The sequence below is a fragment of the Pseudomonas sp. AP19 genome, assembly GCF_001728855.1.
GTDB lineage: Bacteria > Pseudomonadota > Gammaproteobacteria > Pseudomonadales > Pseudomonadaceae > Aquipseudomonas > Aquipseudomonas fluorescens.
In genome coordinates this window covers 29,216-48,769 of sequence record NZ_LXJP01000008.1, presented here as the reverse complement: position 1 = coordinate 48,769, position 19,554 = coordinate 29,216, and the positions used below count along the sequence as shown (strand labels likewise).

The 19,554-nt window shown below is 60.7% G+C and carries 14 protein-coding genes, 1 other RNA gene and 1 pseudogene; 11 read left to right on the top strand and 5 right to left on the bottom strand.

Going from position 1 to position 19,554, the window contains the following annotated elements; all coding sequences use genetic code 11:
• Positions 1 to 246: 246 nt before the first annotated feature.
• The 6 genes from A7D21_RS08590 (at position 247) to ffs (ending at position 9,535) form a co-directional block, all read left to right on the top strand.
• Complete coding sequence (locus A7D21_RS08590; RefSeq protein ID WP_053257453.1) at positions 247 to 906, top strand: GntR family transcriptional regulator; 660 nt, start codon at positions 247 to 249, stop codon at positions 904 to 906.
• Positions 907 to 908: 2 nt separating this feature from the next.
• On the top strand, positions 909 to 4,397 hold the full coding sequence (gene smc, locus A7D21_RS08585) for a chromosome segregation protein SMC (protein WP_069551479.1): 3,489 nt from the start codon (positions 909 to 911) through the stop codon (positions 4,395 to 4,397).
• A 259-nt stretch (positions 4,398 to 4,656) separates the two neighbouring features.
• On the top strand, positions 4,657 to 5,520 hold the full coding sequence (gene zipA / locus A7D21_RS08580) for a cell division protein ZipA (protein WP_053257451.1): 864 nt from the start codon (positions 4,657 to 4,659) through the stop codon (positions 5,518 to 5,520).
• Positions 5,521 to 5,607: 87 nt separating this feature from the next.
• Positions 5,608 to 7,974, top strand: coding sequence for an NAD-dependent DNA ligase LigA (gene ligA, locus A7D21_RS08575; RefSeq protein WP_053257450.1), 2,367 nt, complete (start codon positions 5,608 to 5,610; stop codon positions 7,972 to 7,974).
• Between the two features lie 65 nt (positions 7,975 to 8,039).
• On the top strand, positions 8,040 to 9,206 hold the full coding sequence (locus tag A7D21_RS08570; RefSeq protein ID WP_069551478.1) for a putative zinc-binding metallopeptidase: 1,167 nt from the start codon (positions 8,040 to 8,042) through the stop codon (positions 9,204 to 9,206).
• 232 nt (positions 9,207 to 9,438) lie between these two features.
• An RNA gene (ffs, locus tag A7D21_RS08565) (signal recognition particle sRNA small type) lies at positions 9,439 to 9,535 on the top strand.
• Positions 9,536 to 9,640: 105 nt separating this feature from the next.
• On the opposite strand, the gene A7D21_RS08560 is transcribed toward ffs, so the two are convergent.
• Positions 9,641 to 10,231 carry a hypothetical protein gene (locus A7D21_RS08560; protein ID WP_053257448.1) on the bottom strand — a complete coding sequence of 197 codons (591 nt, stop codon included), beginning with the start codon at positions 10,229 to 10,231 and terminating at the stop codon, positions 9,641 to 9,643.
• 299 nt (positions 10,232 to 10,530) lie between these two features.
• Between A7D21_RS08560 and A7D21_RS08555 the strand changes: the two genes are divergently transcribed.
• From A7D21_RS08555 to A7D21_RS08545, 3 genes are all read left to right on the top strand, one after another.
• Positions 10,531 to 11,472, top strand: coding sequence for an N-acetylmuramidase family protein (locus A7D21_RS08555; RefSeq protein WP_069551477.1), 942 nt, complete (start codon positions 10,531 to 10,533; stop codon positions 11,470 to 11,472).
• A gap of 156 nt (positions 11,473 to 11,628) precedes the next feature.
• Positions 11,629 to 12,675, top strand: a complete 1,047-nt coding sequence (locus tag A7D21_RS08550) for an N-acetylmuramidase family protein (protein WP_069551476.1) — start codon at positions 11,629 to 11,631, stop codon at positions 12,673 to 12,675.
• A 1-nt stretch (position 12,676) separates the two neighbouring features.
• Positions 12,677 to 13,267: a hypothetical protein gene (locus tag A7D21_RS08545; protein WP_053257445.1), complete on the top strand. Its 591-nt coding sequence runs from the start codon at positions 12,677 to 12,679 to the stop codon at positions 13,265 to 13,267.
• A gap of 78 nt (positions 13,268 to 13,345) precedes the next feature.
• On the opposite strand, the gene A7D21_RS08540 is transcribed toward A7D21_RS08545, so the two are convergent.
• Both A7D21_RS08540 and A7D21_RS08535 read right to left on the bottom strand, forming a co-directional pair.
• On the bottom strand, positions 13,346 to 14,248 hold the full coding sequence (locus A7D21_RS08540) for a DUF2167 domain-containing protein (protein WP_053257444.1): 903 nt from the start codon (positions 14,246 to 14,248) through the stop codon (positions 13,346 to 13,348).
• A gap of 61 nt (positions 14,249 to 14,309) precedes the next feature.
• Positions 14,310 to 15,173 carry a LysR family transcriptional regulator gene (locus A7D21_RS08535; protein ID WP_053257443.1) on the bottom strand — a complete coding sequence of 288 codons (864 nt, stop codon included), beginning with the start codon at positions 15,171 to 15,173 and terminating at the stop codon, positions 14,310 to 14,312.
• Between the two features lie 102 nt (positions 15,174 to 15,275).
• On the opposite strand from A7D21_RS08535, the pseudogene A7D21_RS08530 reads away from it, so the two are divergent.
• Positions 15,276 to 16,234, top strand: a pseudogene (locus A7D21_RS08530) (DMT family transporter).
• On the opposite strand, the gene A7D21_RS08525 reads toward A7D21_RS08530, so the two are convergent.
• Both A7D21_RS08525 and A7D21_RS08520 read right to left on the bottom strand, forming a co-directional pair.
• On the bottom strand, positions 16,148 to 16,519 hold the full coding sequence (locus A7D21_RS08525; RefSeq protein WP_053257441.1) for a VOC family protein: 372 nt from the start codon (positions 16,517 to 16,519) through the stop codon (positions 16,148 to 16,150). The pseudogene A7D21_RS08530 and the gene A7D21_RS08525 overlap by 87 nt on opposite strands.
• 54 nt (positions 16,520 to 16,573) lie before the next feature.
• Positions 16,574 to 17,341, bottom strand: a complete 768-nt coding sequence (locus A7D21_RS08520) for an ABC transporter substrate-binding protein (protein WP_069551475.1) — start codon at positions 17,339 to 17,341, stop codon at positions 16,574 to 16,576.
• Between the two features lie 133 nt (positions 17,342 to 17,474).
• On the opposite strand from A7D21_RS08520, the gene dnaX reads away from it, so the two are divergent.
• Complete coding sequence (gene dnaX, locus A7D21_RS08515; RefSeq protein ID WP_053257439.1) at positions 17,475 to 19,550, top strand: DNA polymerase III subunit gamma/tau; 2,076 nt, start codon at positions 17,475 to 17,477, stop codon at positions 19,548 to 19,550.
• Positions 19,551 to 19,554 lie beyond the last annotated feature (4 nt).

The following is a 19,554-nucleotide window of genomic DNA, read 5'->3' as shown; positions in this document are numbered from 1 at the left end:
GCTTTGCGCCGAATCTAGTCATATCTGACTTTTCGGTCAATGGTTTTCTGACCTTCGGGTCAAGAAAATGCGATCACAACACTTTCAATTATGGTCCAGTCTTCTGGAACCGGTGTTTTTGGCGGCTTCTGGCTATTCATCGCTGCTTATTTCATGCCAAATTCGCCACCGTGGGCGTAGCGCCATCAGCTAGCCAATGCGCTACACTGCCGCGCTTGTACCGATAGACGATTTTGAAGGAAAAACATGACGTTCAAGGCGCCGGACAGTCTCGCCGAGCAAATCGCTCACCACCTCGCCGAACGTATCATTCGCGGCGATCTCAAGCCTGGGGAGCGGATCCAGGAACAGAAAGTCACGCTGGCACTCAATGTCAGCCGTGGTTCCGTGCGTGAAGCCTTATTGATCCTTGAACGCCGCCACCTGATCGCGATCCTGCCGCGCCGTGGCGCCCACGTCACCGAGCTCACCGCGCACAAGGTGCAGAGCCTGTGTACGTTGATGAGCGAGTTGTACATCCTGCTCGGCAATGCCGTGGCGGATGGCTGGCAGACTCAGGCCGACATGGCGCCGTTCCTGCAGATCCAGCAGCGGCTGGTAACCAGCTTCGAGCGCGAGGACATCCGTGCCTTTGTCGAAGAAAGCTTCAACGTGATGCGCGCGGCGTACCCCTTCGCCAACAATCCGTATTTGCAGGAAACCGTCGAGAACCTGCAGCCGGCGATGAACCGCGCGTATTACCTGGCGCTGGATCAACGCAAGGCGTCCATGAGCGAGTACCTGGCGTTGTTCGAGCAACTGCTCGCCGCCGTGCTGGCCCGTGACCTGGCACAGATCCGCCAAGTGCTGTCGGCCTATGGCCAGCGCAGTTCCTCGCTGGTGATCGCTGCGTTGGCGGACGCCTAAGCGTGCGGCTCAAGTGCATCAAACTGGCGGGGTTCAAATCCTTCGTCGACCCGACCACGGTGAACTTCCCCAGTAACATGGCGGCGGTGGTCGGGCCCAATGGCTGCGGCAAGTCGAACATCATCGACGCCGTGCGCTGGGTGATGGGCGAGAGTTCGGCAAAAAACCTGCGTGGCGAGTCGATGACCGACGTCATCTTCAACGGCTCCACCAGCCGCAAGCCCGTCAGCCAGGCCAGCATCGAACTGGTATTCGACAACTCCGACGGCACCCTGGTCGGTGAATACGCGGCCTACGCGGAGATCTCCATCCGCCGTAAAGTAACGCGCGACAGCCAGAACAGTTATTTCCTCAACGGCACCAAGTGCCGGCGCCGTGACATCACCGATATCTTCCTCGGCACAGGCCTGGGCCCGCGCAGCTACTCGATCATCGAGCAGGGCATGATCTCCAAGCTGATCGAAGCCAAGCCCGAAGACCTGCGCAACTTTATCGAAGAAGCGGCTGGTATCTCCAAGTACAAGGAGCGCCGCCGCGAGACTGAAAACCGTATTCGCCGCACCCATGAAAACCTTGCCCGCCTGACCGACCTGCGCGAAGAGTTGGAGCGCCAGTTGGAGCGCCTGCACCGCCAGGCCCAGGCCGCCGAGAAGTATCAGGAATACAAAGGCGAGGAGCGTCAGCTCAAGGCGCAACTGTCGGCCCTGCGTTGGCAGGCGCTGAATGATCAGGTCGGCCAGCGCGAAGCGATCATCGGCACCCAGGAAATCAGCTTTGAAGCACTGGTGGCCGAGCAGCGTAATGCCGACGCCAGCATTGAGCGTTTGCGTGATGGGCACCATGACCTGTCCGAGCGCTTCAATCTGGTGCAGGGCCGTTTCTACTCGGTGGGCGGTGATATTGCCCGGGTCGAGCAGAGCATCCAGCACGGCCAGCAGCGTCTGCGCCAGTTGCAGGATGATTTGAAAGAAGCCGAACGCGCGCGCCTGGAAACCGAATCGCACCTGGGCCATGACCGCACTTTGTTGCTGACCCTCGGCGAAGAGCTCGACATGCTCACCCCCGAGCAGGAAATCACCAGCGCCGCCGCCGAAGAAGCGGCCGCTGCGCTGGAAGACTCCGAAACCACCATGCACGGCTGGCAGGAACAGTGGGACGCTTTCAACCTGCGATCCGCCGAGCCGCGCCGTCAGGCTGAGGTGCAGCAGTCGCGTATCCAGCAGCTGGAAACCAGTATGGAGCGCCTGGCCGAGCGCCAGCGTCGTCTGCAGGAAGAGCGTGTGTTGCTTGCCGCCGACCCGGAAGATGCGGCGATCATGGAACTCAGCGAGCAACTGGCCGAGAGCGAAATGACGCTCGAAGAGCTGGAAGCCAGCGAAGAACAACAAGTGGAGCGCCTGGAGCAATTGCGTCAGCAGTTGCAACAGGCGACCCAGGCGCAGCAGCAGGCCCAGGGCGATTTGCAGCGGCTCAACGGTCGGCTGGCGTCACTTGAAGCCTTGCAGCAAGCCGCACTGGACCCGGGCACCGGCACCGCCGAATGGCTGCGCGACCAGCATCTGGCCGAGCGCCCGCGCCTGGCCGAAGGCTTGAAGGTCGAGGCTGGTTGGGAGCTGGCAGTGGAAACCGTGCTCGGCGCCGACCTGCAAGCCGTGCTGGTGGATGATTTTGGCGGCTTCGACCTGGCCGGTTTTGCCCAGGGTGATCTGCGTTTACTCAGCCCGGCGGCCGATGGCACCCGCGTGCCGGGTAGTTTGCTGGACAAGGTCGAGGCGGCGATTGATCTGTCGCTCTGGCTGGGCCAGGTCAAACCGGTGGAGTCCCTGGAGCAGGCCCTGGCCCAACGCGGTCAACTGGGCGCCGGTGAAAGCCTGATCAGCCGTGACGGCTACTGGGTTGGCCGGCACTTCCTGCGGGTGCGCCGTGCCAGCGAAGCGGAAAGCGGCGTATTGGCCCGTGGCCAGGAAATCGTCAACCTGACCGCCGAGCGCGAGGAGCGCGAAGCCACCCTCGAGCGCCTCGAAACCGAACTGCAAACCCTGCGCGCCACCCAGCGCCAGCAAGAGACCGGTCGCGAACACCTGCGCCGCCTGTTGCAGGATGAAGCGCGCCAGCAAGGTGAATTGAAAGCCCAGTTGTCGGCGAGCAAGGCCAAGGCCGAGCAACTGACGCTGCGCCGCACGCGTCTCGACGACGAAGTGGCCGAGATGGGCGAGCAGCGCGCCCTGGAACACGAACAAATCGGTGAGGCGCGCCTGCAATTGCAAGAAGCCCTCGACAGCATGGCCCTCGATACCGAGCAGCGCGAACTGCTGATGGCCCAGCGTGACAGCCTGCGCGAGCGCCTCGACCGCGTGCGCCAGGAAGCCCGTCAGCACAAAGACCACGCCCACCAATTGGCGGTGCGCCTCGGCTCTTTGCGCGCCCAGCACGATTCCACGCGCCAGGCCCTTGAGCGCCTGGAGATGCAATCCGAACGCCTCACCGAAAAGCGCGAGCAACTGAGCCTCAACCTGGAGGAGGGCGAAGCGCCGCTGGAAGAGTTGCGGCTCAAGCTCGAAGAATTGCTCGACAAGCGCATGACCGTCGACGAAGAACTCAAGACTGCGCAGATCGCCCTGGAGGACGCCGACCGCGAACTGCGTGACGCCGAAAAACGGCGGACCCAGGCCGAGCAGCAATCCCAGCTGATCCGTGGTCAGCTCGAACAGCAACGCATGGAATGGCAAGCCCTGACCGTGCGCCGCAAAACCCTGCAAGACCAGTTGGTGGAAGACGGCTACGACTTGCACGGCGTGCTCGATACCTTGACCGCCCAGGCCAACGAAAAAGACGCCGAAGAAGAACTTGAGCGGATTGCTGCACGTATTCAAAGGCTCGGTGCGATCAACCTTGCGGCCATCGACGAGTACCAGCAGCAGTCCGAGCGTAAGCGTTATCTGGATGCCCAGGACGCCGATCTGGTGGAGGCCCTCGACACCCTGGAAAACGTGATTCGCAAGATCGACAAGGAAACCCGTAACCGCTTCAAAGATACCTTTGATCAGATTAATAGCGGTTTACAGGCGTTATTCCCGAAAGTTTTCGGTGGCGGCAGCGCCTACTTGGAACTGACGGGCGAAGATCTACTCGATACAGGGGTAACGATCATGGCGCGGCCTCCGGGCAAGAAGAACAGCACCATCCATTTGTTGTCCGGTGGCGAAAAGGCCCTGACCGCATTGGCCCTGGTATTTGCCATCTTCAAGTTGAACCCGGCGCCGTTTTGCATGCTCGACGAAGTTGACGCCCCGCTGGATGACGCTAACGTTGGACGCTACGCTCGATTGGTGAAAGAGATGTCCCAGACCGTGCAGTTCATCTATATCACCCACAACAAGATCGCCATGGAAATGGCGGATCAATTGATGGGGGTAACGATGCACGAACCGGGTTGCTCGCGATTGGTGGCGGTGGATGTCGAGGAAGCGATGGCGATGGTGGAGTCCTGAGCCACGCTGACAGAGCCGATTTTTTGGCCCGTAACCGGTGATGAACCGCGCTGGTAGAAGTGGCAAATGGACATATTTGTTCAAGGCATTTTGACAGACGGTGTAAAGTTATCTTGGGTCGTGCTAGTTTAATGTCAATTTTTCGTATACGTGGGCAAAACGTCAGTCAGAACATAGAGTTGGCGCCACGTTTTAAAGCGGTTTGCACGGTGCTAAACCCCTTATTTTTCAGCATTTTTTATTAGAGGCACGGGATTACATGGAAATCGGTCTGCGCGAGTGGCTGATCGTCATCGGCATTATTGTCATTGCCGGTATTCTTTTTGATGGCTGGCGCCGTATGCGCGGTGGCAAGGGCAAGCTCAAATTCCGTCTGGACCGTAACCTGTCCAACTTGCCCGACGACGACGGCAGCGCCGAGCTGCTGGGGCCGCCCCGTGTGCTGGACACCCATAAAGAGCCGCAGCTGGACGAACACGACTTGCCATCGATGAGCGCGCCAATGCGTGAAGCCCGTGAGCCGTCCTCCAAGCGTGGCAAGCGCGGCACTGCGCCGGTGGCCGAGCCGCATCAGGGCGACCTGAACCTCGACGTCGATGAAGGCCCGAGCTTCAGCAGCCGCGATGACGATTTCCCTGACGAGACCCCAACCAAAAGCGCGCCACGCCAATCGGTAAACGATCAGCCGGCCGCCGAAGAAGTCCTGGTGATCAGCGTGATCTGCCGCGACGCCGCCGGCTTCAAAGGCCCGGCGCTGTTGCAGAACATCCTCGAAAGCGGCCTGCGCTTTGGCGAGATGGATATTTTCCACCGTCATGAAAGCATGGCCGGTAACGGCGAAGTGTTGTTCTCGATGGCTAACGCGGTCAAGCCGGGCACCTTCGACCTGGACGATATCGACCTGTTCAGCACCCCGGCGGTGAGTTTCTTCCTCGGTTTGCCAGGCCCGCGTCACCCGAAACAAGCGTTCGACGTGATGGTGGCCGCCGCCCGCAAACTGTCCCAGGAACTCAACGGCGAGCTCAAGGACGACCAACGCAGCGTCCTCACCGCCCAAACCATCGAACACTACCGTCAGCGTATCGTCGAGTTCGAGCGTCGCGCCCTGACACAGAAACGCTGAGGTTCGATCTTAAGCGTTGTCTGTAGAATCCGTGCACTAACATATTGAGCAGCTTCGGCTGCTCTTTTGCTTTATGAGAGAACACCCATGACCGCCGCCCACACCCGCATTCTCGAACTGCGCGCTGAACTGGATCAGCACAATTACCGTTACCACGTCCTCGACGAGCCGAGCATTCCGGACGCCGAGTACGACCGGTTGTTCCATGAGCTCAAGGCCCTTGAGGCCGAGCACCCGGACCTGGTAACGCGCGACTCACCGACGCAGCGGGTCGGCAGTGCGGCGTTGTCGGCGTTCACCCAGGTACGCCACGAGATTCCGATGCTCAGCCTGGGCAACGCCTTTGATGAAACCACCATGCTCGAGTTTGATCGCCGGGTCACCGAAGGCCTCGACCTGCCGGTGGGCGATCTGTTTGGCGGTGGCGCGGCGGTGGAGTACAGCTGCGAACCCAAGCTGGATGGCCTGGCGGTCAGCCTGTTGTATCAAGAAGGTGAACTGGTGCGCGGTGCTACCCGGGGTGATGGCACCACGGGCGAAGACATCAGCATCAACGTGCGCACCGTGCGCAATATCCCGCTGAAGCTACAGGGCACGGGCTGGCCCGCCACCCTGGAAGTGCGCGGTGAAGTGTTCATGTCCAAAGCCGGTTTCGAGCGGCTGAACGCCTCGCAGCTGGAAGTCGGTGGCAAGACTTTCGCCAACCCGCGTAATGCCGCAGCCGGGAGCCTGCGCCAGTTGGATTCGAAGATTACCGCCAGTCGCCCGCTGGAGTTTTGCTGCTATGGCATTGGCCAAGTGACCGCAGATATCAGCGACACCCATATCGGCAACTTGAAGCAGTTGCAGAAGTGGGGCATGCCGATCAGCCACGAGTTGAAGTTGGCCAAAGGCATCCAGGAATGCCTGGACTACTACCGCGATATCGGCGAGCGGCGTAACAGCCTGGGTTATGAAATCGACGGCGTGGTGTTCAAGGTCAACAGTATCGCCTCGCAGCGTGAACTGGGCTTCCGTGCCCGTGAGCCACGTTGGGCGATCGCGCATAAATTCCCGGCCATGGAAGAGCTTACCGAGTTGCTCGACGTGGAGTTCCAGGTCGGCCGCACCGGCGCCGTGACACCTGTGGCGCGGTTGAAGCCGGTCAAGGTTGCCGGTGTGACCGTATCCAACGCCACCTTGCACAACATGGATGAAGTCGCGCGCCTGGGCCTGATGATCGGCGATACCGTGATCATCCGCCGTGCCGGTGATGTGATCCCGCAAGTCGTTTCCGTGGTGCCCGAGCGGCGCCCGGAACACGCCCGCGCGGTGCAGATTCCCGAGAGCTGCCCGGTGTGCGGTTCCCACGTGGAGCGCACGCAATTGGTCAAGCGCAGCAAGGGCAAGGAAACCGTCAGCGAAGGCGCGGTGTACCGCTGCGTCGGGCGCCTGGCCTGTGGTGCGCAGCTCAAGCAGGCGATTATCCATTTCGTTTCGCGCCGCGCCATGGACATCGACGGCCTGGGCGACAAGACCATTGAGCAACTGGTGGATGAAAAGCTCATCGGTTCGCCGGCTGATCTCTACACGCTCAAGTACGAGCAGATCATCGACCTGGAAGGCTTTGCCGATATTTCCAGCAAGAAGCTGATCACTGCCATCGAAAACAGCAAGACCCCGACCCTGGCGCGCTTTATCTATGCGCTGGGTATTCCGGACGTCGGCGAGGAGACCGCCAAGGTGCTGGCGCGCTCGCTGGCGTCTCTGGAGCGGGTGCAGAAGGCATTGCCGGAAGTGCTGACGTACTTGCCGGACGTAGGCCTGGAAGTGGCGCACGAGATTCACAGCTTCTTCGAAGACCGCCATAACCAGGACGTGATCGGCGCCCTGTTGTCACCGGACGAATGCGCGCTGCAATTGCAAGATCAGGGCGACCTGAGCGCCGAGTTCGCCGCCAGCACCACCCTGGGCGGCTTGCTCGACAAGTTGCACGTACCCAGCGTTGGCCCCGGTGCCGCCCAGAAACTCGCGGACAAGTTCGGCTCCCTGGAAGGTGTGATCAAGGCCGACTGGCTGGATATGCGCCAGGCGCTGCCGGAGAAACAGGCCAAGGCTGTGCGCGAGTTTTTCGATAACCCCGCCAATGCTGAGCACGCCCTGGCCATCGAGCAGCAGCTCAAGGACTTTGGCATGCATTGGCAGAGCGAGAAGAAGGTGGTCGAAGGGTTGCCGGAGGCGGGGCATACCTGGGTGCTCACCGGCTCCCTGGAGCTGATGAGCCGCGATGTGGCCAAGGACAAGCTCGAAAGCCTCGGCGCCAAGGTGGCCGGTTCAGTGTCGGCGAAAACGCACTGCGTGGTGGCTGGGCCGGGCGCCGGTTCGAAACTGGCCAAGGCCAGCGAACTGGGCCTGAAAGTGCTGGATGAGGAGGCGTTTGTCGCGTTCCTGGCCAAGCACAACATAACGGTCTGATTCGGACTGAACGATCTCTGCCTGGCGATGCTCTAGTATTGGCAAGCACCCAGGGAGAGATCGCCATGTTCCGCTACTTCGAGCAACTCAGTTCGCGCATCGCCGCACCGTTCATGGCCGGATCCTCGCGCAACAGCAAGGTGTGGCAATGCCGCTGCGGCCAGGCGTTGTTCTTTCGCAACAGCCAGTGCCTGGCCTGTCACGCGTTGCTGGGCTACCAACCGCAACAGAGTCGGTTGTCGTCTCTACAGCCCGGGCCCGTCGCCGACACCTGGCTGCAGGACGATAACCTCGACGCCGGTGCCTTCCGTCGCTGCGCCAACCTCGACACTGCGGCCGCCTGCAACTGGCTGATTGCGGCCCATAGCACTGCACCGCTGTGTGTGGCGTGCAGTCTGAACCGCACCATTCCTGACCTGTCCGTACCGGAAAACCCCGAACGCTGGCGCAAGGTGGAAACCGCCAAGCGCCGACTGGTGGCGCAACTGATCAGCCTGGGCCTGCAAGTGGTGCCAAAAAGCGTTGACGAAGACACCGGCCTGGCCTTCGACTTCGTCGGCATTGACCTGGAAGGCAACGCGCCCACCACCGGCCATGCCAACGGTCTGATCACCCTCGACATCAAGGAGGCCGACGACGCCCACCGCGAAAAAATCCGCGTGCAGATGCGTGAACCGTACCGCACCTTGCTCGGCCATTTTCGCCATGAAGTCGGTCATTACTACTGGGATCGACTGATCGCCAACAGCCACTGGCTTGCAGCGTTTCGCAGCCTGTTCGGCGACGAGCGCGCCAGTTATGCCGAGGCACTCGACCAGCATTACCAGAACGGCCCGCGTCCCGACTGGCAGCAGACCTGCGTGAGTGCCTACGCCACCATGCACCCTTGGGAAGACTGGGCCGAGACCTGGGCCCATTACCTGCACATGATGGACGCCGTCGACACCGCGCTGGGCTTTGGCATGAGCGCCCGCGAGATGGACCTCGATTATCAACCGTTCCCGCTCACCACGCTCTACGACCCCGACCACCCTGGCGGCCCGGCCTTCCTGTCGTTCGTCAACGCCTGGATCGAACTGGCCGGCATGCTCAACGAACTGTCGCGCAGCATGGGCCAGCCGGACTTTTATCCGTTTGTATTGCCGCCGGCTGTGATCGCCAAGCTGCACTTCATTCACCTGGTGATCCAGGAAGAGGGCGGTAGGGCCGATGAGGTGCTGAAGGCGCAATGATCAAAATGTGCGAGGGGCTGACTGCTGACGGCGTGGATCAGGCACTGGCCTGACTGGCCGGCAGACTGCTTCCGGGAGCCAGCCTCCTCCCGCAGGTGATGGGGTGACGCTGAAGGTTATGGCAAGTGCTTGAGCCCCTTCATATTTTAATCCGGCATCAACGGTTGTAACTTCCGATGAGATCGGTACAATGGCGCGGCTTGCCGAGAGGCCAGCGTCGTTATGGTGACCCCATCGGTCCCCCCGCAACGATTACCCGTGAACCTGGTCAGAGCCGGAAGGCAGCAGCCACAGCGGGAACATTGTGTGCCGGGGTGTGGCTGGTGGGGTTGCCTCCATAACGCTCTTCCTGACGCTCAAAAAAATCCCAATTTATAGATGTTTTGCCGGCAATCACTGCCTGCGAATCGATTTCTGCTGCGCGCTCGACAGCATTACGGCCGGTAAAGCGGGAACCTGGCCATCGCCGGCAGCACTTCCTGCTGCAACTTCCGCAGGTTTTTTTCCAGGTCGCGCTCTGCTTCAGGCGTCGCTACCGGTATGTTGCGGGCGAAGTGAAAGGTGATGTTCTGCCCCGTGGCGCTGTCCTTGTAGAACTTGAAGATGCTGAATTCGGAGAACCGCCCGTCCTTGCGCAGGGAGGAAGGGTAAAACAGCATCAGGGTCGTGACCCCGGTTTTTTCATCCGTATTCAGTTGCACCGTCATCTGTGGGTAATCTTGTTGATGAAGCAGGGCGGCGCGGTTGGCGAGGTCTACCGGCTCCAGATCGTTCAGGAGTGGCGGCGCGACGCGAAAATCCGCCATGTCACTCCAGGCATCAACGCTTTCCTCCGGCAGGAAGTATTCCTTGAGTGGAATCTGGCCGTCAGTCTGGTATTTCAGGACAAACGTTTTGCCCGCGAATATGAGCGAGTTGGTTTCAGCAACCGAAGGGCGCGACAGGGCCGGGTTGGCAGGTCTCGACGTGAAGGCGCAGCCGGATAGCAGAACCAGCACCGACAGGATGAGCAGGGAGGCTTTCATTTCAATCCTTGAATATTTGAAAGGGGGCAGCTTGCGCAAGAAACAGTAGTTCAATAGGTGGCTGAATGCGCTTATTTAATGAAGCGTGTGCGAGGTAACACCTCTCGAAAAATACCTGGTTACTGTGAGGCGAAAGGGTGGCAAAGCTGTTGGGTTGTGAACAACCTTGAGTTTTTCACCACTGTTTATCTCGCGGCTGGACAACGCCAGGCCGCCTGCTAGCTTCAATCATGCAAGCGACCCCGTGCTGGAGTAGTGAAGAAGTGATGGCACTCCTTTGATCGATAAGGATGATTGCCATGACCAACCTTCAAGGTTTACCCAGCTCTATCAGTGCTTCCGTCGGCACCCCAGGCAAGGCACGTAATGTGCCGGCTGACGTTGAATGCATTCAGCGTCTGTTCAATCTGATTACACCCACATCCGGTTCGCACTTGGTGGTCGACGGTAAGTGCGGTGCCCTGTTGGTTCAGCGCATCAGCGAATACCAGTCAAACTGTCTCAACGTCTCCAAGCCCGACGCAGTGATTGACCCGCAAGGCCGGACGTTCAACCGCCTGGTCGCGGATGCGCGCAAGGCCAGCCCTGAGACTCAGGCCGCCGAGCCAGACCGGCAGCCATGGCTGACCGAGCCTGCTTGCGACGGGGCAGTGACCCTTACCGATAGCGATTTTCAGCGTGCCGCCACTGCGCTGGGCAACGCTGTTTCGGTGAATATCATCAAGGCGTTCGCCACGGTGGAGTCGGGCGGGCGCTCCGGGTTTGGCCCGGCCAAAATGCCGGTGATTGCTTACGAAGGGCACCTCTTTCGCAAATACACCGAGCGGAAGTACGACAGGAGTCACCCCTTGTTGTCATACCCTTACGTGGAAAAGGCTGGCCCGCAATGGCGTGCCAATAACAAGAACCAGACGACGGCTTGGGCGACGCTGGTCGCTGCGTATAGGCTGGACCCTGCAGCGGCGTTGATGTCGACGTCCTGGGGCATGTTTCAAATCATGGGCTTCAACTTTGCCGCCTGCGGTTACACGACCGTGTTCGACTTCGTGACGGCGATGAAAACCAACGCTGGCTGTCAATTAAAGGCCTTCGTCGGTTTTTGCAGTAAAAACCCGGCCTTGGTCAAGGCGATCAAGAATAAGGACTATGTGGGCATGGCCGCCCGTTACAACGGTGCGGACTACGGCGACTACGACAAGCGAATCCAAACAGCGTTTGAGGCGCTTGAAAGGAAAAAATAGCCGCACACGATGGCTGCCTCACAATGTTCAGAGCGCCCACTGGACAACCCAAAACCAACTTGTTAGTTTCCGCCAGCCGCTCGTTTCAAGGTTTGAAAAGTGTGCTGGCTTGATGCTGAAGTGCCATCACTTCATTAACTAACAAGGATGTCTGTGATGAAAAGCCTGCAAGGGTTGCCCCGTCTCATCAGTGCTTCGGTCGGTGCGCCCGGTAAAGCGAGTAACTTGCCCGCCGATGTTCAGTGCATCCAGTATTTATTCAATTTGATCATTCCCAAGATGGGTTTTGCACTGGCTGAAAATGGCAAGTGCGACGGCCAGTTGGTGCAGTGCATCAGTCAGTATCAGTTCCGTCATCTCAAGTACGCGCACCCCGATGGCGTGATCGACCCTACCGGTCGGACCTTCAACAGTTTGATCGAAGAAGCGGTGAAGGTGCCGGTGAAGGCGTATCCGACGATGCGAATCCCGAGCTTTCTCAATGTTTTCGGCAATAACAGCGGCGATGCGGTGCAAGCCACGGTCAATGTGTACCTGGACCGCATGCGCGCGATGGTCGAGGCCGAGCGGCGTAACCGGCAATTGATGCTGCAGTCCACCTGCGATGGCGGCATGACGCTCACCGATACCGACTTTCAGAACGCCGCCACCCAGCTGGGCAACGGCATTTCGGTGAACATCATCAAGGCGTTCGCCACGGTGGAGTCCGGCGGACGCTCTGGCTTCGGGCCGGCCAAATTGCCGGTGATCGCGTTTGAAGGGCATCATTTTCGCAAGTACACCAAGAAGATCTACGACCAGGCGCACCCGTTGCTGTCGTACCCCTATGTGAAAAAGGCCGGGCCACAATGGCAGGTCAATAACAAGGATCAGGTCAAGGCGTGGGAAACCATGGCGACTGCATTTGCCCTGGACCAGGAGGCGGCGCTGAAGTCGGCGTCCTGGGGCATGTTTCAGGTGATGGGGTTCAACTTCGGGTCGTGCGGTTACAAGACGGTATTTGAGTTCGTCGCGGCCTTAAAGATTAATGCCGGTAACCAGTTGAAAGCCTTCGTGTCGTTTTGCAGCCAAAGCCCTTCACTGATGAAGGCCATGAAAAACAAGGATTATGTTGGTATGGCGCGTGGCTATAACGGCGACGATTATGGCAACTATGACGTGCTGATTAAAAAAGCCTACGACGCACTGGAAGGGAAAAAATAAGATGAGCCGTTTTTCAGCAATCGCCGTGTTGTCGTGGTGCGCTGTCTTGCCTGGATGGGCAGGTGCGACTGAATTGCACTCGGGCCAATACGAAGGGCTGATGCTGGCGGTCACGCCCGAGCATCAGGTCGAAGGCTATTACTCGGAAGCATTGGGCGAGGGCGTGACCCGCAGTTGCACGTTCTATCTGCAAGGCAAGCCTGAAGCGCTGACCACCTGGCTCGATGCTGCTTACCCTGGCAGTGTGGTGGCCGCGTCCGACGGCGTCACCCTGACGGTGGAGCAGGGCCGTCAGCATCCCGGTTGTATCAGCGTGCTGATGCCGGAGATCGCGACGGGCCTGGAGTTGACCCAAACAGCCAACAAAAAATGGATCGGCCTTGTGACGGTGTCTGCTGACAAGGCTTACCTGCTGAAAGCCCCGGGCGCCGACGCTGCCAAGCGCCCGTACATCGTCAAGAATGATGTGGTCGGCGTGCTGGCCTACAAGGAGGGGTCGGCCAAGGTTGAGTTTACCAATGCCAAAGGCCGCTCGTTCACTGGCTGGATCAGCCAGGACCAATACCGCCGTGTGTCTGCGCCGAAAAGCTGAGCGATGCCACCGCTAGCCTGAGTTAACCCGCTACGCCGCAGCCTGCCAGGCAGACTGCGGCGTTTGTATGTGCGGGGTTCAGGCTTTGTTGCGGTTGAACAGCTTGCGGAGCAGGGCGAGCAACGCCACCACGCCGATTACCAGAAACTTCTTCGCCGCCAGCAGGAATATGCCGATTTTGGCGAACAGCCCGGCCTTGGCGGCGATCCCGCCGGCAACCAACGCCGCGAGGCCGTACGTGGCAAGCTTGTCGGTCTTCGGGTTGAAGTCGGTGTACAGGTTGCCGTCGGTGAAGTTGGTAAAGGCCAGGACTTTGGGCATTTCCTGCTTGATGGTCGGCAGGTCGACCATGGCGGCGACGGCATTGAGTTCCAGAACGCCTTCACGACCCAATACGCGGATGCTGTAGTTGAGGGTGGTCTGCTGGGCGTCGTCGGCTTTCAGCTCGCGGGCCCAATACATTTTGTGGGTAGTGTCGTCGTAGTGCGGCGGCTCGGCCCAGCCCAACAGGTGCAGGCCGGCGTAGCCTTGTTTCTGGCGCTCCTTGTTGTCGGCGTCGTCGTCTTCCTGCATTTGCTTGAGCAGTTCGGCGTAGTCGATTTTCGCGGCGTCTTCGTCGGACACGTGGCCGTCTGCCTTATAACTGACGATCACGCCCCAGCCGCGCTCCGACAGTGGGCTTACAGCTTTCGGCACGATCATGCCCAGGGTCTTGAAGCCTGGCGGGTTGCCCCAGCCATCGGTCAGCAGGCGCTCGGTGTCGGCCGGGTCGAGGTAGTAGAACTCATCGTTAAGCTTGAGGGTTGCAATGCCACTGGGCAGCGTGACCGTGCCGGTCTTTTGCTTGAGTGAAGCGAGAAAGTGCTCGGCGGTTTCGGCCGGTGCGCTGGCTTCAACGGGCGCAGGCGTGGGGGCGGCAGAGGCGAGTGCGGCAGGCAGGCTCAGGGCGGCCGCCGCGAGCAATAGGCGGATGTAATTCATGGTAGTCCCTTACATTTTGAATTAATTTCGCCGGAGAATAGCGTAAACGAGCTCGCCTGGGTTAGCCGAAAGCCTCGCGCAGCAGCTCGGCAAACGCATCCCGTGCCAGGTGCCGCTGTGTGTCAGTGTGCCAAAACAGCAGGTTGTCCACGGCCTGCAACTCCTCAAACCGGTAGGACGTCAGCTGGTTGGCCTGCTCATAGCGGGCCAGGATGCCTTCCGGTGCCAGCGCCACGCCAATGCCTGCGCTGACACAACCGATGATCGTGCCCCAGCTGGCATAGCTGGCGATGCTTGGCTTGACGTCATGGGGTTTGATCCAGTTCTCCAATGCGGCGCGATACGGGCAACCCGTTGGCCACACCAGCAGCGTGCGGCCCGCGAGGTCTTCGGCACTGTTGATCGGCGCGCTGGACGCGCTGGCAATCAGCACCAGGCGCTCGCTGTAGACCACGCAGCGTTCGAGCTTGGCGCGTTTGCCGCCGGAGGCGACCAACGCCACGTCGAGACGATGGTGTTGCAGGTCGTCCAGCAGTTGCGCCCAGGCGCCGGTGACCAGCTCAAGGGTGACGTTCGGGTAACGGCGATGGTATTCCGCCAGCAACGGCGGCAGGCGCCCGCTGGCGCTGGACTCTACCGCGCCGATGCGCAAGGTGCCGCGCGGAATGGCGTTGGCATCCACCGCGCGTTTGGACTCGTCCACCAACGCCAGGATGCGCTCGCAGTAGTCCAGGAAGATTTCACCGGCGGCACTGATCGCCAGCCCACGGCCCGCACGAATAAACAGCGGCGTGCCCAACTCGCCTTCCAACTGCTTGATACGCGTGGTGATGTTGGAGGGCACGCAGTGCAATTGCAGAGCGGCCTGGGCCACGCTGCCGGTTTGTGCCACGGCTCGCACCATTTTCAGTTGGGCCAGTTCCATTGCTCAGTTCCAGTGATTTCAGAAGTCAGAAACGGTCAATTGTCCTACGTCTTGCTCAGGCCAAGACTGACGGTATTCCTTCTCAGTTTCTGGACGCCGTCGATGAATACCCCGTCATCCTTAAAGATTACGCTAGTCATCGCTGGCGTCATCCTCTGTTGGGCCTATTCACCGATTGGCGTGCACATGGGGCTGCACAGTTACAGCCCCGGTCAGTTGGCGTTGCTGCGGTTCTTGATCGCGTCGGTATTCATGGCGGGTGTGGCCGTGCTGGTGGGCATCGCGCGCCCGCGTTTGCAGGATCTGCCGTGGCTGCTGGTGCTGGGGTTTTTCGGGGTGTTCCTGCACCACACCAGCCTCAACTATGGGCAGCAATGGGTGACGGCGGCGGCGTCCAGTGTGCTCGCGCAGTCGGCGCCGCTGTTCAGTGTGCTGATCGCGTTTTTTGCCTTGAAGGAGCGGGTCAGTGCCTGGCGTTGGGGCTGCGTGCTGTTGGGGTTGGTCGGCGTGCTGGTGGTGATCTGGGGCGATCAGGGCTTAGGCGAAATCGACCCGCGCGGTTTGCTGATTTTATTGGCGGCCGTGTCGTGGAGCGTGTACTTCGCCATCCAGAAACACTACGCGCATCGCTACAGTCCACTGACCATGGCGTGCTACATGGTGTGGGCGGGCACGCTGATGCTGTGTGTGAACCTGCCGGGCCTGGCCAATGCTGTCGGGCAGGCGCCGTTGCCGGAAACCTCGCGGTGCTGGTGCTGGGGATCTTTCCGAGCGCCCTGGCGTATCTGGCGTGGGGGTATGTGTTGAAACACATCGACGTCAGCCGCGCCTCGCTGGCGATGTACCTGATTCCGCCGGTCGCCATGGTGATGGCCGCGACGCTGCTGGGCGAACACATTGCCCTGCAGGTGGTGCTGGGCGGTGTGATTGTACTGGCCAGCGTCGCGGCCATCAGCCTGGAGGGCCGCTGGCGATCAGTCGCTCAGGCTGAACGCGCGCAGCCGGTGGCCATCAAGGTCCTGGGCGACAAAGGTGTAACCGAAGTCCAGGGTGGTCGGTGACTGGATGATCGTCGCGCCGCTCGCTACCCACTGAGCGTGCAGGGCGTCGACCGCGGCATTGTCGGGCAGGGAAAAGCCTACCTCGCCGCCGCCGCCAGTGATCCGGGCGGCCGGCTCTACGGTGTGCCGTGACCACAGCCCCAGCTTCACACCGGTGTCGAGGATGAACAGGGCAAACGTCGGGTTCAACTCCACCGGGGGCTTGTCCAGCAGGCGGCTATAGAAGTTGGCGCTGGTGGCCGGGCTGTCTACGTACAGCAGAAAGTAGTGGGCGACGGTGTTCATACAGGCTCCTTGAGAACGGGCGGTTGAGTCAGCCCAGTTTAGGAGAGGGCCCTGTCAGTTCTTGTCAGGAGTCGGCAGCTGTTGCGCATTTTCACCGGTGTACAGCTTGATGATGTCATCGATCTCGCCCGACATTTTCATCCGCAACAGTGTGCGCAAGATCCGTTGCACCGGGACTTTCGGGTCATTGCGCACGATGCAACCCAGGCTTTGCTCGTCGATCACGGCGGCCTTGGGCAACTGCTGGTCGGCAGGCAGGTTGAGGTTGAATCGGTCCAGCACCCATTCATTGATGACGGCGTATTTATAGCGCCCGGCCACCAGCTTTTGCAGCACCAGCGCCTCGCTGCGCGAATCGTCACGGGTCAGCCGGCCGCTGGCGAACAGCGGGTCGAGCGTGGCGTAGTGGTAGGTAAGCACGGTGCCGATCGACTGGGGTGCCAGCTCACTGACCTGCACCGGTTGTGGCGCTGCCGGGCTGCTCGCCAGCACATTTCGTTGCACCATCAGGGGCACGCTCCAGATGTAGTCGCCGGACAGGTTGTCGACCCAGTCCCGGGCGACATAGCAGCGCACGTCAATGTCGCCGTGCGCCATGGCACCGGCGATGCGGGGCCGTGCCAGTACGTGGAACTCGGCCGGGCGCCCGACCTGGGTGGCCAGGCTCAACATCAAGTCATACAAAATGCCCTGAGTGGGCCGGCGGTGTTCGACTTCGGCCATGGGCATCGCCCAACTGTCGGAAATCGAGAAGCGCAACGGCGCGGGTGCCGCGAGGCTGGTGAGGGAAATCATCCATAAAGCGCCCAGGATTACGCGCATACACTCTCCGGGTTGAGGCCTTCGTGGGGCCCATCAGGCAAGCTTAGTCAGATTAGGCGAGCGTGCCGGATGCAATTTCCCCCTTGCTCCGCTAGCATTACCGGCTTCCGCTTCCCAGTTGCGACGGTTTTCGATGAGTTATCAGGTTCTTGCACGTAAATGGCGTCCGCGCTCGTTCCGCGAAATGGTCGGCCAGACCCATGTGCTCAAGGCTCTGATCAATGCCTTGGACAGCCAACGGCTGCACCATGCCTACCTGTTCACCGGTACGCGCGGGGTGGGCAAGACCACCATTGCGCGCATTATTGCCAAATGCCTGAACTGCGAAACCGGCATCACGTCGACGCCTTGCGGCACGTGTTCGGTGTGCCGCGAAATCGACGAAGGGCGTTTCGTCGACCTGATCGAGATCGACGCCGCGAGCCGCACCAAGGTCGAAGACACCCGCGAATTGCTCGACAACGTGCAGTACGCGCCGAGCCGTGGCCGCTTCAAGGTCTACCTGATCGACGAAGTGCACATGCTGTCCAGTCATTCCTTCAACGCATTGTTGAAAACCCTGGAAGAGCCGCCGCCCTACGTCAAATTCATTCTGGCCACCACCGACCCGCAGAAGCTTCCTGCAACGATTCTGTCGCGGTGCCTGCAGTTCTCCCTGAAAAACATGACCCCCGAGCGTGTGGTCGAGCATTTGACCCACGTGCTGGGTGTCGAGAACGTACCGTTCGAAGACGACGCACTGTGGCTGCTCGGCCGTGCTGCCGATGGTTCGATGCGTGATGCCATGAGCCTCACCGACCAGGCCATCGCCTTCGGTGAAGGCAAGGTCATGGCCGCCGATGTGCGCGCCATGCTCGGCACCCTCGACCACGGCCAGGTATTCGACGTGCTGCACGCGCTGATCGAAGGTGATGCCAAGGCATTGCTTGAAGCCGTGCGCCACTTGTCGGAGCAAGGGCCGGACTGGAACGGTGTGCTCTCGGAAATCCTCAACGTGCTGCACCGTGTCGCCATCGCCCAGGCGTTGCCGGAAGGTGTCGACAACGGCCATGGCGACCGCGACCGCGTGTTGGCGCTGGCCCAGGCGTTGCCGGCCGAAGACGTACAGTTTTACTACCAGATGGGCCTGATCGGCCGCAGGGATTTGCCCCTGGCGCCGGACCCGCGTGGTGGCTTTGAAATGGTCCTGCTGCGGATGCTGGCCTTCCGGCCCGCTGACTCGGCAGATGCACCGAGACAGCCGCTAAAGCCAGTGGGAATCAGCCAGGCCACAGTTGATTCCGCCAAACCAGTGGCTGGCGCAGCGGTGGCCGCGCCAGTGGTTGCTGCACCTGCGCCGGTTGCTCCGGCACCGGAGCCTGTGGTTGCCGCGCCCGTGGCCGAGCCAGCGCCGCAGCCGGCGCCGGTGATCGAGCCCGAGCCCGAGCCCGAACCGGCCCCGGTGGTCGACCTGCCCTGGAACGATCCGATAGACGCCGAGCCTGACGTCGAGCTGCAGCCTGCCGTGGAGCCCGTACTGGAAACAATCGGCGAGCAGCCCGAGCTGACGCCGATGCCCGCACCGACACCGGACAGTGTTGTGCCGGCCGCGCCCGAGTGGGTGTCTGCGCCGGTGCCCGAGCCGACGGTCGCCCAAGTCGACGCTGCGACGCCGGGCATCGACCTCGACGACGAACCGCCACTGGACGAAGACTACATCGAGCCGGACATGGATTCGGCCTACAGCTACCTGGATGACCTGGCCAGCGAGCACACCGCCGAACCGGCGCCCGAGCCCGAAGCGGAACCGGCGGCGGCCCCGGCCACCGGCCTGGCCTTGCAGTGGCTGGAGCTGTTCCCGAAATTGCCGATCTCCGGCATGACCGGCAGCATCGCGGCCAACTGCACCTTGATCGCCATCGATGGTGACCATTGGCTGTTGCACCTGGACCCGGCCCACAGCGCGCTGTTCAACGCGACCCAGCAACGCCGGCTCAACGATGCGCTGAACCAGTACCATGAGCGCACGCTGACCATCACCATCGAGCTGATCAAGCCCGAGCAGGAAACCCCGGCCCAGGCCGCGACACGCCGACGCATCAACCGTCAGCAAGAAGCGGAAAGCTCGATCCACGGTGATCCGCTCATCCAGCAAATGATGCAACAGTTTGGTGCGGTCGTGCGCCAAGATACTATTGAACCTGTCGACGCCCCGGTGCCCCAAGCGTGATAAA

Excerpts from the sequence above, each read along its gene's own strand:
- A7D21_RS08560 (WP_053257448.1), bottom strand. The coding sequence starts at position 10,231 with ATGAAAGCCTCCCTGCTCATCCTGTCGGTGCTGGTTCTGCTATCCGGC.
- A7D21_RS08545 (WP_053257445.1), top strand. The coding sequence starts at position 12,677 with ATGAGCCGTTTTTCAGCAATCGCCGTGTTGTCGTGGTGCGCTGTCTTG.
- A7D21_RS08535 (WP_053257443.1), bottom strand. The coding sequence starts at position 15,173 with ATGGAACTGGCCCAACTGAAAATGGTGCGAGCCGTGGCACAAACCGGC.
- A7D21_RS08590 (WP_053257453.1), top strand. The coding sequence starts at position 247 with ATGACGTTCAAGGCGCCGGACAGTCTCGCCGAGCAAATCGCTCACCAC.
- A7D21_RS08540 (WP_053257444.1), bottom strand. The coding sequence starts at position 14,248 with ATGAATTACATCCGCCTATTGCTCGCGGCGGCCGCCCTGAGCCTGCCT.
- A7D21_RS08570 (WP_069551478.1), top strand. The coding sequence starts at position 8,040 with ATGTTCCGCTACTTCGAGCAACTCAGTTCGCGCATCGCCGCACCGTTC.
- dnaX (WP_053257439.1), top strand. The coding sequence starts at position 17,475 with ATGAGTTATCAGGTTCTTGCACGTAAATGGCGTCCGCGCTCGTTCCGC.
- ligA (WP_053257450.1), top strand. The coding sequence starts at position 5,608 with ATGACCGCCGCCCACACCCGCATTCTCGAACTGCGCGCTGAACTGGAT.
- A7D21_RS08520 (WP_069551475.1), bottom strand. The coding sequence starts at position 17,341 with ATGCGCGTAATCCTGGGCGCTTTATGGATGATTTCCCTCACCAGCCTC.
- zipA (WP_053257451.1), top strand. The coding sequence starts at position 4,657 with ATGGAAATCGGTCTGCGCGAGTGGCTGATCGTCATCGGCATTATTGTC.
- A7D21_RS08555 (WP_069551477.1), top strand. The coding sequence starts at position 10,531 with ATGACCAACCTTCAAGGTTTACCCAGCTCTATCAGTGCTTCCGTCGGC.
- A7D21_RS08525 (WP_053257441.1), bottom strand. The coding sequence starts at position 16,519 with ATGAACACCGTCGCCCACTACTTTCTGCTGTACGTAGACAGCCCGGCC.
- A7D21_RS08550 (WP_069551476.1), top strand. The coding sequence starts at position 11,629 with ATGAAAAGCCTGCAAGGGTTGCCCCGTCTCATCAGTGCTTCGGTCGGT.